General features: G+C 69.9%; 10 protein-coding genes. 4 read left to right on the top strand and 6 right to left on the bottom strand.

Annotated elements, in window-relative coordinates; all coding sequences use genetic code 11:
• Positions 1-207 precede the first annotated feature (207 nt).
• The 6 genes from LIV37_RS04135 to LIV37_RS04110 form a co-directional block, all read right to left on the bottom strand.
• Complete coding sequence (locus tag LIV37_RS04135) at positions 208-1,044, bottom strand: amino acid ABC transporter ATP-binding protein (protein WP_020865836.1); 837 nt, start codon at positions 1,042-1,044, stop codon at positions 208-210.
• A 5-nt stretch (positions 1,045-1,049) separates the two neighbouring features.
• The gene (locus LIV37_RS04130; protein ID WP_121825833.1) at positions 1,050-1,835 is read right to left on the bottom strand and encodes an amino acid ABC transporter permease; all 786 of its coding nucleotides are present in this window, start codon (positions 1,833-1,835) and stop codon (positions 1,050-1,052) included.
• A gap of 41 nt (positions 1,836-1,876) precedes the next feature.
• Positions 1,877-2,674 carry an ABC transporter substrate-binding protein gene (locus LIV37_RS04125; protein WP_020865834.1) on the bottom strand — a complete coding sequence of 266 codons (798 nt, stop codon included), beginning with the start codon at positions 2,672-2,674 and terminating at the stop codon, positions 1,877-1,879.
• A 130-nt stretch (positions 2,675-2,804) separates the two neighbouring features.
• Positions 2,805-3,032 carry an SGM_3592 family protein gene (locus LIV37_RS04120; RefSeq protein WP_020865833.1) on the bottom strand — a complete coding sequence of 76 codons (228 nt, stop codon included), beginning with the start codon at positions 3,030-3,032 and terminating at the stop codon, positions 2,805-2,807.
• 138 nt (positions 3,033-3,170) lie between these two features.
• Positions 3,171-5,165, bottom strand: coding sequence for a glycoside hydrolase family 127 protein (locus LIV37_RS04115; RefSeq protein ID WP_020865832.1), 1,995 nt, complete (start codon positions 5,163-5,165; stop codon positions 3,171-3,173).
• A 177-nt stretch (positions 5,166-5,342) separates the two neighbouring features.
• A complete protein-coding gene (locus LIV37_RS04110) occupies positions 5,343-5,597 on the bottom strand; it encodes a PP2C family protein-serine/threonine phosphatase (RefSeq protein WP_020865831.1) in 255 nt (84 codons plus the stop codon).
• A 244-nt stretch (positions 5,598-5,841) separates the two neighbouring features.
• On the opposite strand from LIV37_RS04110, the gene LIV37_RS04105 reads away from it, so the two are divergent.
• The 4 genes from LIV37_RS04105 (at position 5,842) to LIV37_RS04085 (ending at position 12,280) form a co-directional block, all read left to right on the top strand.
• Entirely contained in the window at positions 5,842-6,873 is a 1,032-nt protein-coding gene (locus LIV37_RS04105; RefSeq protein ID WP_020865830.1) for a DUF8189 domain-containing protein, read from the top strand.
• 150 nt (positions 6,874-7,023) lie between these two features.
• Entirely contained in the window at positions 7,024-8,868 is a 1,845-nt protein-coding gene (locus LIV37_RS04100; protein WP_020865829.1) for a family 43 glycosylhydrolase, read from the top strand.
• Positions 8,869-8,927: 59 nt separating this feature from the next.
• Complete coding sequence (locus LIV37_RS52030) at positions 8,928-10,838, top strand: family 43 glycosylhydrolase (RefSeq protein WP_020865828.1); 1,911 nt, start codon at positions 8,928-8,930, stop codon at positions 10,836-10,838.
• Positions 10,838-12,280, top strand: a complete 1,443-nt coding sequence (locus LIV37_RS04085) for an RICIN domain-containing protein (RefSeq protein ID WP_020865827.1) — start codon at positions 10,838-10,840, stop codon at positions 12,278-12,280. Before LIV37_RS52030 ends, LIV37_RS04085 begins: the two co-directional genes overlap by 1 nt.
• Positions 12,281-12,374 lie beyond the last annotated feature (94 nt).

Here is a 12,374-nt window from a genome sequence, read left to right as displayed (position 1 = left end):
TTCCCTAACCGCCCACGTGGAACCCCTGACCGGGCAGCAATCGGTTACCAACCCTAAGGCCGCCTCAAGTCGCCGGGAAGACCCCGGTCGTCGAGGTGGGAGGCCCGCGACTCCTTGTCGCCGCCGCCCCCGATAAGGTTGCCCGCTTTTCGTGTGGTCCCGGGAGCCGTCGACGCGTCGACCACGCGGACCCCGCCCACCCGCGGCTCAGCGGTCGATCCGCGCTCCGTGCGGGCCCGTGTCCGGCACCTCCCCGACCCGCGCCGCGGCCGGGTTCAGCACCCGGGTGAGAAAGGCCCGGGTGCGGGGGTGGACCGGATCGGACACGACCTGCTCCGGTCCGCCCTCCTCCACGATCACCCCGTCGTCCATGAACACGACCCGGTCGGCGACCTCCCGCGCGAAGCTCATCTCATGGGTGACGACCAGCATCGTCATGCCCTCGTCGGCCAGGGCGCGCATCACCGCGAGCACATCGCCGACCAGCTCCGGATCGAGCGCCGAGGTCGGCTCGTCGAACAGCATCAGCTCCGGGTCCATCGACAGCGCCCGGGCGATGGCCACCCGCTGCTGCTGTCCGCCCGACAGCTGCGCCGGATAGACCGACTCCTTGTCGCTCAGGCCGACCCGCCGCAGGGTCTCCCGGCCGATCCGCGCCGCCTCCGCCTTGTCGCGGCGCAGCACCCGCCGCTGGGCGATGGTGAGGTTCTCCAGCGCCGTCAGATGCGGAAAGAGGTTGAACGCCTGGAAGACCATGCCGATCCGCCGCCGCACCCGGTCGATGTCCACATCCGGGTCGGTGACCTCGGTCCCCGCCACGGCGACCGAGCCCGAGGTCGGCTCCTCCAGGAGGTTCACACAGCGCAGCAGCGTCGACTTGCCGGATCCCGAGGGGCCGATGACACAGACCACCTCGCCCCGCCGGACGGTGAGATCGATGCCCTTGAGCACCTCCAGCTCACCGAAGGACTTGTGCAGACCCGCCACCCGGATGGCGATGCCGTCCGCCTCGCCGGTCCCCTTCGCCTCCGTCGTCTCCTTCATCCCGGTCACCTCGCCTTCGCCGAACGTGCCTCGAGCCGGCGCACCAGGTGGCCGAGCGGAACGGTGATGATCAGGTAGCACACCCCGGCGACCAGGATCGGGGTGAGGCTGCGGTGCTGATTGAGCGCGTCCCGGCCGAACTTGGACAGCTCGTACTGGTCCAGGGAGAGCCCCAGCAGATAGACCAGGGAGGAGTCCTTGGTCAGCAGCACCAGTTCATTGGTGAGCGGCGGCAGGACGATCCGGAACGCCTGCGGGATGATGATCGAGGCCATCGCCCTGCTGTGGGACATGCCCAGCGAACGCGCCGCCTCCATCTGCCCCTTGGGCACCGCCTGGATGCCCGCCCGCATCGTCTCCGCGATGTAGGCGGCGCCGACGAGCCCCAGCGCCAGCATGACCGTGACATACCGGTCCAGCGCCACCTGGAAGGCTAGCGGCACCCCGAAGCCGAGCGCGATGAACACCAGCAGCGCGGGCACTCCGCGGAAGAACTCGATGTAGGCCACCGCCAGCCAGCGGTACGGCGGCACCTGCGAGAGCCGCATCAGCGCCAGCACCACCCCGAGGACCAGGCCGAAGCCGAAGCCGAGCAGGGTGTAGACGACGGTGTTGACCAGGGCGGTGGTGATGATGTCGGGAAACAGGGACCGGGCGACCTCGGCGTCGAAGAACGCGCGCCGCAGTTCACCCCAGTCGGCGGCCAGGACGATGGCGAGCAGCAGGGCGACGAGCACGGCGTACTGCACCGCTCGTATCGCCCGCGCCCGCTGCCGGCGGGTCATTGCCATAAGTGTGCGGACTCCTCAGCTCCGATGGCCGTCGGCGGGCGTCACTTCTTGGGCGCGGTGCCGAACCACTTCTTGTAGATACGGTCGTAGGAGCCGTCCGCGCGCGCGTCCTTGAGCACCGCGTTGATCTTCTTGCGCAGTGCGTCATTGCCGGTCCGCACGGCGATGCCGTACTGCTCCCCGGTGTCGAACTCGGCCGCCACCGCGGTGTCGGGGTTGTCCTTGACGTAGTCGTAGAGCACACCGTTGTCATTGATGCCGGCGTCGGTCTGGCCGGTCTTGACGGCGGTCAGCAGCAGCGCGAGGTCTTCGAACTGGACCAGCTTCGCGCCCTTGGCGTGCTTCTGGGCGTAGGCCTCACCGGTGGTCCCCTGCTGGACCGCGAGCTTCTTGCCCTTGAGGTCGGCGAGGGACTTGAACGGCTTGCCCTTGGTGGTGAGCAGCGCCTGGGTGGCCTCGAAATAGGGGGCGGAGAAGTCCAGGTTCTTCTCGCGCACCTCGGTGATGGTCATCCCGGCGGCGGCCACGTCGCACTGGTTGGTGTTGAGGTCCTCCCCGGACTGGATGCCCTCGAAGGGCGTGTCCACGATCTCCTGCTTCACATGGAGCGCGGAGGCCACGAGATCGACCATGTCCACATCGAAGCCGACGATCTTCTTGCCCTGCTTGGACTGGAACGGCGGGTAGGGGAGGTGAGTGCAGGTCGTGAGCTTCCCGGAGTTCACCAGGCTGATGTCCTTGCCGCCGGACCCCGACGACTTGGTGCTGGTGCACCCGGCCAGCAGGGCGGATACGGCGGCGACGGCTATGACGGGCGGCAACGCGGAGCGAGCGAACACGGCACCTCCGGGGGCGGGGTCGGCGGACGACCACGGATCTCATGATCAGTGAGTCGGGCCGCATCCTCCCACCGGAAGTGGCGCGGTGTCTTTACGCGTGCAATTGCGACCGGATAACGGAGAGGCGAGGTCAGCGCCGCCGGCGCCGCCTGCGGCGCTTGCTCCAGAACCAGCCGGCCGGTGGCTCGTCCGCCCGCCACGGCTGGGGCTCGGGCGCGCGGCGCCGCCAGCGCGCGGTCAGCATCCGGGTGCGCGCGGCGGGCTCGGTGACCTCGGCGTCCCGTATGAAGTCCGCGTCGAGGACGACGTCGTCCCAGTCGTCGGCGTCGTCCCCTCGGGGTGTGGATCCGGTGCTCACGGGGCATCTCCCGTCGGCCGGTGCCGCTCGGGCACAGGAGCGTGTTCCTCGGGCGATGAACGCGTGGGGTGTCCGCCGAGTTCCGGCGGGCAATGGTGTTCCGTACGCCGGTGAGGACCAGCCGGGCGGTCCGGGCCGTCAGCCGGGCTGGTCCCGGACCGGGATCCACACCCGCATCGCGCCGGGCTCGCGGTTCGCCCACGCGTAGTACGGGATCGCGGTCACCGGGACCGGCTCGGGGGCCTTCGCGCCGCCCGCGGCGCCGCCGGGGCCCGCGCCGTCGCTCCGGTACGGCCACCAGCCGTCGCGCGCGGCGGTGTGGGGCAGGGCCAGGGCGGTGATCACGGTCACCCTGCCCAGCAGCTCCGGCCGGTGCTCGGTGATCAGCTCGGCATCCGGGTCGAGGCCGATGTCGTCCAGCCGCGGCCCGGCGGGCTGATCGGACTGCTCCAGGCAGTACACCAGCGGGCCGCACTCGATCGCGGCACAGCCGCGCACCCCGTCGATCCGCGGATCGGGCCGGGTGAGCCGGGGATCGAGGGGCAGGCTCAGCACGACCGTCTCACCGGGCCGCCAGCGCCGCCGCAGCCGCAGCCAGCCGTTCTCGGCCCGCTCGGCCACCGGCTCCCCGCCGACCGTCGCCTCGTACGTCCGCGCCCAGTGCGGGATGCGCAGCGACAGCGTCCAGTCCGCCTCCGGCGGGGCCGCGTCCACGACCACCGCGATCCGCCCCTCCCAGGGGTAGCCGGTCCCCACCCGTACCGCCCCGCCGCCCGCCTCGTACGAGCCGGACGCGTACTGGTGCAGCTGGAGCCCCTCGGCGTCGCCGCTCGCCATGTAGTGCGGCAGCGAGGCCAGCAGCCGCATCACATTGGGCGGGCAGCAGGCACACCGGAACCACGACGTCCGGTGGGCGCTCCGGTCCCCGGTGGCGGCCTTACGGTTCGCATCGTCCTTATGGTTCTCACCGTCGTGGCGGACCCGTAGCGGATTCACATAGAGCCAGCGCTCACCGTCGATCGACACCCCCGACGCGAAGCCGTTGAACAGGGTCCGCTCCACCAGATCGCCGTAGCGGGCCTCGCCGGTCAGCAGCGCCATCCGCCAGCCGAAGTGGATGGCGGCGACGGCCGCGCAGGTCTCGGCGTACGCCCGGTCCGGCGGCAGCTCGTACGCGTCCCCGAAGGACTCCAGCTCATGGCGGGAGCCCACCCCGCCGGTCAGATGGCTCTTTGTCGCGGCCATGTCCTCCCAGAGCCGCACCAGGGCGTCCCGCAGCCCCTCGTCGCCGGTCTCCGCCGCCACATCGGCGGCCCCGGCCAGGAGGTACAGCTGGCGCACCGCGTGACCGGCGACCGCCGTCGCCTCCCGCACCGGGACGTGGTCCTGCCAGTACGGCGCCCCGGGGCGTGGGCCGGGCGAGCCGTCCGGCGGACCCTCGCCGAGGCTGCCCCGCCCGCGCCGGTCCACGAAGTACCCGGCCAGATCGAGGTACCGCCGCTCACCGGTCTCCCGGTACAGCTCGACCAGCGCGGTCTCGATCTCCGGATGTCCGCACACCGTCTCGTCCTTGCCGGGCCCGAAGGTGGCGTCGATCAGATCGGCGTACCGCACCGCCACATCGAGCAGCCCGTCCCGGCCGGTGGCCCGGTGGTGGGCGACCGCGGCCTGGAGGAGATGGCCCGCGCAGTACAGCTCGTGCCCCCAGTGCGGATCCGCCCATCGCCGGGCGTCCGGGCCCAGCTGGTAGTACGTCTGCAGATAGCCGTCCTCGGCCTGGGCGGCCGCGACCAGCCCGGCCAGCCGCTCCACCTGCCGGGACAGCTCCTCCTCGGCCGGTCCCTCGGCGCCGTCCGCCAGCTGCCAGGACGCCGCCTCCAGCCACTTGTGCACATCGGAGTCCTGGAACGGGAAGTCGCCCCGGAAGCCGGACTCCTCCGGCGCCGCTCCCGCGGCGGCCCGGAGGTTGGCGAGATTGCCCGCCCGCTCCAGCCGGTCCGGCCCCTGGGGAACGCTCACCTCGGCGTTGACGCGGCGTCTGGCGGCCCAGAAGCCGCCGGTGATCCGCGCGGAGGTGGCCGGGCGGAGCGCGGTGTGCGCTTCCCGGGAGAGCCGGATCGGACCTGCGGACATCCGCCCACCCCTTACGCCGCGCCGCCGGTATGCCGTCTCCCGGTCACGCAGGAGTGGAAACCGGTTTCCGCCGCGAGCATATGGACGCGTTCTTCCGGCCGACAAGACCTTGCCCACACCATTCATCAACGTTCAACAACCGGAATCGGCGGGCGGGCGAGACGGCCGGAGCGGGGCTTACACCGAGGTCAGCGCCTTCTGTTCGGCCACATGGGCCACCACACAGGTGACGTTGTCGGGCCCGCCCGCGCGGTTGGCGAGGGCGACCAGCTCCCGTACGGCCCTGCCCGGGTCGTCCTCCGGGCCGAGCACGCGCTGGATCTCCCCGGTGGGCGCGACCCCCGTCAGCCCGTCCGGGCACAGCAGACAGCCGTCCTCGGCGCGGGCGTTCCGCAGGGCGAAGTCCGGCTCGAACGCCGAACCGGCGCCCACGGCGCGCAGGGGCGACGGGGCGACGGGTGCCGCCGGGCTTGCGATCAGTATCGCTCTTCTCGCAGGACGAATTCCAAAGCAAGCGAGCGCATTCAATCCGATAACAACCCCTCATGGCGATGAGTCGGTCATATCCATACATCTTGTCTTCTTCGGGTATCCGCCATGCTTGCCCCGGGAATTGACGGTGTATCCGCGACTCTCGTGGCCTCACGAGGTCTCACGAGAACAGGGAGGTCCTCCCATGACCGTTTCCACCACCCCGGGCACCGTCTGGGGCACCTGGATCAATCTCCAGGGCGGCATCCACTCCGAGCCCGCCCCGGTCGCCTTCGCCGACGACCGGGTGCAGGTCTTCATCCGGGGCGGGTCGAACGTCCTGTGGAGCAGGGTGGAGGCCCGCGACGGCACTTGGGGGCCGTGGCAGCAGTACCCGGGCCTGTCCGTCGACGGCATCCCGGCGCCGATCCGGGGCAAGGACGGCAAGATCCGGGTCTTCTACCGCACCCCGAGCAACAATCTGGAGGTCATCACCCAGACCGCCATCAACTCCGGGTACGGACCGCCCCAGACCCTGGTCACCGGCATCGGGGACGACCCGGCCGCGGCGCTCGGCGCCGACGGCCGCATCTACGTGTTCTTCCCCGGCACCGACAACGCCCTGTGGTACATCCGCAACCAGGATCTCCAGTACGAGACCTACACCTCCGCGACCTCGCTCGGAGGTGCCATCTTCGCCACGCCTTCGCCCATCCTCGACGGGGGAGGCCGGCTCGTGGTGGCGGTCAAGGGCTCGGGCGAGACCCTGTACACCATCCAGCAGCAGACCGCCAACTCCACCCTCTGGGAGGCGTTCTCCCTCAATGCCGCCAACGTGACGAGCCGTCCGTCGGTGTGCCTGGACGCGGCGGGACGGGTGCAGATCTTCTACCGGGGCTCCGACGGATCCGTACGGCGGGTCGGACAGAGCGACGACTACGACTCGTTCGGCGCCGCCGTGAGCCTCGGCGCGCAGATCGTCTGGCGGCCCACCTGCGCCCTGGCCCAGGACGGCCGGATCAACGTGTTCATCAAGGCCACCGACAACGCCCTGTGGGTCGCGGTGCAGAACACCGAGAACGGCACGGCGTACAGCGGCTTCCAGTCCCTGGGCGGGGTCGTCGGCTCCGCGGGCGTCGGCGTCCCCATCCTGAACGAGGAGAACCTGCTCTACGTCTTCATCCAGGGCAGCGGAACCGCCAGGGACCTCTGGCTGCAGCGCCAGACCTTCGTCTGACCCGCTCCCTCCCCTCCACCACTTCATCGCGCGTCCTCCAGGGCTCCAGGGTTTTCGAAACTTTCGCACCCTCTCCAGGGGCTGTCGGAAGTCATCAGAACCCTTAATCTCCGAACAAATTCGATCACTTCGGATCGCAGGAGCCCTCTGATGCCCCCGCACACCACCCGACCCTGGAGAGCGCCGGCGGTGCTGCTCGCGCTGTTGGCCGCCCTCGCCCTCGTGGTCCCCCTCACCGCGAACCGAGTGCACGCCGCGGAGCACCACCGGAGCGACGGGAGCGGACGCGCCGTGCAGCAGTCCACCACGGTCTCCCGCTATCTGTTCACGGCCTTCACGAACAGCGGCGAGAGCAATATGTACGTCTACGGGTCCGACGACGCGCGGAACTTCTGGTCGATCCAGGACAAGGCGTACACCCCGCCCTCCGGTCTCGTCCGCGACCCCAGCGTCATCCACCGCGGCGGCCGCTACTACGTCGCCTACACCACCGGATGGACCGGCACCACCTTCGGCCTCGCCGTGAGCGACGACCGCCGCACCTGGACCCATCTCGCCGACATCGACCACGGCGTGGCCGCCAACAACACCTGGGCACCGGAGTTCTTCACCGACGCGCCCGACGGCAAGGTCCGCGTCGTCGTCTCGCTGTCCACCGGGCCCACCGCCTACCGGCACTTCCAGCCCTACGTCCTCACCGCCCTCGACGACACCCTCACCAAGTGGAGCGAGCCCCGGCCGCTCGAGGGCATCGCGCCGAGCGAGAGCGACTACAACGGCTACATCGACACCTTCGTGGTCCGTAAGGGCGCCACGTACCACGCGTTCACCAAGAACGCCACGGGCGAACTCATCGAGCACGCCGTCGCCGACCGCGTCACCGGCCCGTACCGCTTCACCGGCAAGGGCGACTGGGCGGGATGGGGCAGCCTGCTGGAGGGCCAGACCGTCGTCGCCCTCCCCGGCGGCGGCTATCGCATGTTCATGGACGGGTACACCGTCAAGAAGTACTACTACAGCGACAGCCCCGACCTGGAGCACTGGACGCCCAAACGGGAGCTGCCCGGCCTGTCCGGGGTGGTACGCCACGGCACCGTCATCCGGGAGACCGCCACCGTACGGCCCGGCGATGCCAACCCCGCCCTGCCCGGCTACCACGCCGACCCCGATGTGATGTACGCCGAGGGCCGGTACTGGATCTACCCCACCGAGGACGGGCACCCCGGCTGGAGCGGCACCCGCTTCAACGGCTTCTCCTCGCCCGACCTCGTCCACTGGACCGACCACGGCCCCGCCCTCGACCTCGCCGATGTCTCCTGGTGCCACGAGAACGCCTGGGCCCCCTCGGTGGTGAAGAAGGGCGACACCTACTGGATGTACTTCAGCGCCTGCCAGTCCATCGGCGTCGCCAAGTCCTCCAGCCCCCAGGGGCCGTTCACCGATGCCCTCGGCAAACCGCTGGTCGCCAAGGGACAGTTCGGCCATCAGTCGATCGACCCGGACGCCTTCGTCGACGACGACGGCACCCCGTACCTCTACTTCGGGCAGGGCGCCTTCGAGGCGGCCCGGCTGAACGACGACATGGTCTCCTTCGCCACCCAGCCGGTGAAGATCACCCCGCCCGGCTACAACGAGGCCCCGACCGTCTTCAAGCGCGCGGGCCGCTACTACGCGATGTGGTCGGAGGACGACACCCGCAGCCCGGACTACCGGGTGGCCTACGGAGTCTCCGACTCACCGCTCGGCCCCTTCACCAAGGCGGCGGGCAACCCGGTCCTGGCCAAGGACCCAAGCGATCAGATCCTCGGCACCGGGCACAACTCCGTCATCCAGGTCCCGGGCCGCGACGAGTGGTACATCGTCTACCACCGCTTCGCCCGCCCCGGCGGCGACGGCACCCATCGCGAAGTCGCCATCGACCGGATGCGGTTCGACCCCGACGGCACCATCCAGAAGATCCGCCCGACACAGGCCGGTATCGACCCCGTCCCATAGACCGGCGTCACGCCCGTCCGATGTCAGGCGCGTCATCCGCCAGAGCAGGAGAGAACCGTATGAGCCGCAGCGAAGAGCACCAGCCCAGCCGCAGACGCGTGGTGATGGGCGCCCTCGTCCTGGGGGCGGCCGCCGGAACACCCGGCATCGCGCGGGCCGCCACCCCCGCCGCGCCGCAAGCGGCCGCCACCCCCGCGCCGCAAGTGGCCGCCAACGCACCCGCGTACGCCAATCCGCTGGTGCGCCGACGCGCCGATCCGCACATCCTCAAGCACACCGACGGCTACTACTACTTCACGGCCACCGTCCCCGAGTACGACCGCATCGTCCTGCGGCGCTCCAGGACCATCGGCGGGCTGGCCACCGCCGCCGAGTCGGTGATCTGGAAGAAGCACACCAGCGGCGACATGGGCGCCCACATCTGGGCCCCGGAGATCCACTTCATCGACGGCAAGTGGTACGTCTACTTCGCCTCGGCGCCCGCCAACGACGTCTGGAAGATCCGGATGTGGGTGCTGGAGAACGCGAGCGCCAACCCCATCGCCGGGACCTGGACCGAGAAGGGCCGCATCGTCACGCCCGTCGACTCCTTCTCCCTCGACGCCTCCACCTTCACCCACCGGGGCACCCGCTATCTCGTCTGGGCCCAGAGCAATCCGGACGTCGGCAACAACTCGAGCATCTACCTGGCCCGGATGGCCAATCCGTGGACCGTCACCGGGCCCCAGGTGGAGATCTCCCGGCCGACGTACGACTGGGAGACCCGCGGCTTCAAGGTCAACGAGGGCCCCTCGGTCCTCCAGCGGAACGGCCGGGTCTTCCTCACCTACTCCGCCAGCGCCACCGACGCCAACTACTGCATGGGGCTGCTGACCGCCTCCGCCGACAGTGACCTGCTCGCCGCCGGGTCCTGGAAGAAGAGCCCGCAGCCGGTCTTCACCAGCGATGACACCACCAAGCAGTACGGGCCCGGCCACAACTCCTTCACCGCCGCTGAGGACGGCCGCACCGATCTCCTCGTCTACCACGCCCGTCAGTACAAGGACATCACCGGCGACCCGCTGAACGACCCCAACCGGCACACCCGCGTCCAGGCGCTCGGCTGGAGGGCCGATGGCACCCCGGACTTCGGTGTGCCCGTGGCCGACGCGCCCGCGCGGGAGACCACGGCCGCCACCCGCTTCACCATGACGGCGTTCACCAACAGCAGCGAGTCGAACATGTACGTCTACCAGTCGTCCGACGCGACCACGTACACACTGCTGAAGGGACCCGCCTACACCCCGCCGTCCGGGCTGATCCGCGACCCCAGCCTCATCAAGCACACCGACGGCTACTACTACATCGTCCATACGACCGACTGGACCGGGAACACCATCGGCTTCGCGCGCAGCCGCGACCGCGTCAACTGGACCTTCGTCCGTAATCACACCCTCCCGGTGGCCGGGCTCGAGCGCACCTGGGCGCCGGAGTTCTTCGTGGACGACGGCGGTGGCGTCCACGTCGTCGTCTCGCTGGACACCACCTCCACACCCGACTACATCTTCCGGCCGCATCTGCTCACCGCCACCGACGCCTCGCTGTCGTCCTGGACCACGCCCACACCGCTGAAGGGCCTGGAAACCGCCAACTACATCGACACCTTCGTGGTCCGCCACGCCGGGCAGTACCACGCCTTCACCAAGCAGGAGACGACCAAGTACATCGAGCACGCCACGGCCGACAGCCTCGGCGGGCCGTACACCCTCCGCGGCACCGGCGACTGGGCGGGCTGGGGCAGTTGGCGCGAGGGCCCCGCACTGGTGCGCCTGGACAACGGCGGCTGGCGGATCTACTTCGACGGCTACACCGAGCAGAAGTACTACTACAGCGACAGCCTCGACGGCTTCCGGACCTGGACCCCGATCCGGGAACTGCCCGGGCTGACCGGATTCGCCCGCCACTTCACCGTCCTGAAGGAGACCGTGTGATGCGCGGACGTCCCGGAGCCCGTCTGTGGAGCCTCGTCGTGGCCGCCCTCCTCGGGCTGCTCGCCCCGCTGGCGGGAGCCGGCGCGGCGCAGGCCGCCCCCGTCACCGTCGCCAACGGCACACAGTTCACCACCACATCGGGCGAGGCGGTGCACGCCCACGGCGGGGGAGTCATCAAGTCCGGCGGCTACTACTACTGGTTCGGTGAGAACCGCAACGCCGACAACACCTTCCGCTATGTCTCCGCCTACCGCTCCACGGACCTGAAGACCTGGGAGTTCCGCCGCCATGTCCTCACTCAGGCCACCGATCCCGAGCTGGCCTCCGCCAACATCGAGCGGCCCAAGGTGCTCTACAACGAGCGGACCAGACAGTACGTGATGTGGATGCACAAGGAGAACGGCAGCGACTACGGCGAGGCGCGCGCGGCCGTCGCCACCTCCGCCACCATCGACGGCGACTACACCTGGCGGGGCAGCTTCCGCCCGCTGGGCCAGCACATGTCCCGGGACATCACCCTCTTCCAGGACAGTGACGGCACCGGATACATGGTCTCGGCCGCCCGGGACAACTACGACCTGCACATCTACCGGCTGACCGACGACTACACCGGAGTGGCGAGCCTGGTGGCCAACCCCTGGCCCGGCGGCCACCGCGAGGCACCGGCGCTCTTCAAGCGCGGAAACGTGTACTTCATGCTGACCTCCGGCGCCACCGGCTGGAACCCCAACCAGCAGCAGTACGCCACCGCCACCAGCCCGGCGGGCCCCTGGAGCGCGATGCGCAACGTGGGCGACGCCACCGCCTACGGTTCGCAGACCGCGTACGTCCTGCCGGTGCAGGGCAGCGGCGCCACCTCGTACCTCTATCTGGGCGACCGCTGGGGGAACTCCTTCGGCGGCACCGTCAACGACTCGCGCTACGTCTGGCTGCCGCTGGCCTTCCCCACCGCCACCACCCTCACCATGGACTGGTATCCGCAGCTCACCATCGACACGGCGGCGGGCACGGTGACCGGCTCCGGCGGTCCGTACACCACGCTCACGGCGCGGCACAGCGGCAAGTGCGCCGACATCGTCTCAGGCTCGCAGACCGATGGCACCGCGGCCGTCCAGTACACCTGCAACGGCGGTGGCAATCAGCTGTTCTGGTCCAAGGACGTGGGCGGTGGCCAGGTCCAGCTGGTCGCCCGGCACAGCTCCCAGTGTCTGACGGTGGCGGGCGGTTCCACCGCCGACGGCGCCGCCGTGGTCCAGTCGGCCTGTGGCACGGGGACGAACCAGCAGTGGCGGGCCACGGACACCGGTGACGGCTACGTCCGGTTCACCGCCCGTTCCAGCGGCAAGTGCCTGGATGTCGCGGACGAGTCCACGGCGGACAAGGCCGCGCTCGTCCAGTGGAGCTGCACCGGCGGCGCCAACCAGCAGTGGCGGCGCGGCTGACCGACCTCGCACCGCCGGTACCCGCCTGATTGGGAGCTGTTGACGTCCCCGGGAGGGCCGGTACCTTCACGGTGCACATGATGTCGGACATTGT

The sequence above is a fragment of the Streptomyces rapamycinicus NRRL 5491 genome (assembly GCF_024298965.1).
GTDB classification, from domain to species: Bacteria; Actinomycetota; Actinomycetes; order Streptomycetales; family Streptomycetaceae; genus Streptomyces; species Streptomyces rapamycinicus.
Note: the sequence above shows the minus strand (reverse complement) of the source record. Positions and strands in the feature narration are given on the sequence as shown.

Coding starts and splice junctions, on each gene's coding strand:
- LIV37_RS04130 (WP_121825833.1), bottom strand. CDS start 1,835: ATGGCAATGACCCGCCGGCAGCGGGCGCGGGCGATACGAGCGGTGCAG.
- LIV37_RS04105 (WP_020865830.1), top strand. CDS start 5,842: ATGACCGTTTCCACCACCCCGGGCACCGTCTGGGGCACCTGGATCAAT.
- LIV37_RS04085 (WP_020865827.1), top strand. CDS start 10,838: ATGCGCGGACGTCCCGGAGCCCGTCTGTGGAGCCTCGTCGTGGCCGCC.
- LIV37_RS04115 (WP_020865832.1), bottom strand. CDS start 5,165: ATGTCCGCAGGTCCGATCCGGCTCTCCCGGGAAGCGCACACCGCGCTC.
- LIV37_RS52030 (WP_020865828.1), top strand. CDS start 8,928: ATGAGCCGCAGCGAAGAGCACCAGCCCAGCCGCAGACGCGTGGTGATG.
- LIV37_RS04100 (WP_020865829.1), top strand. CDS start 7,024: ATGCCCCCGCACACCACCCGACCCTGGAGAGCGCCGGCGGTGCTGCTC.
- LIV37_RS04135 (WP_020865836.1), bottom strand. CDS start 1,044: ATGAAGGAGACGACGGAGGCGAAGGGGACCGGCGAGGCGGACGGCATC.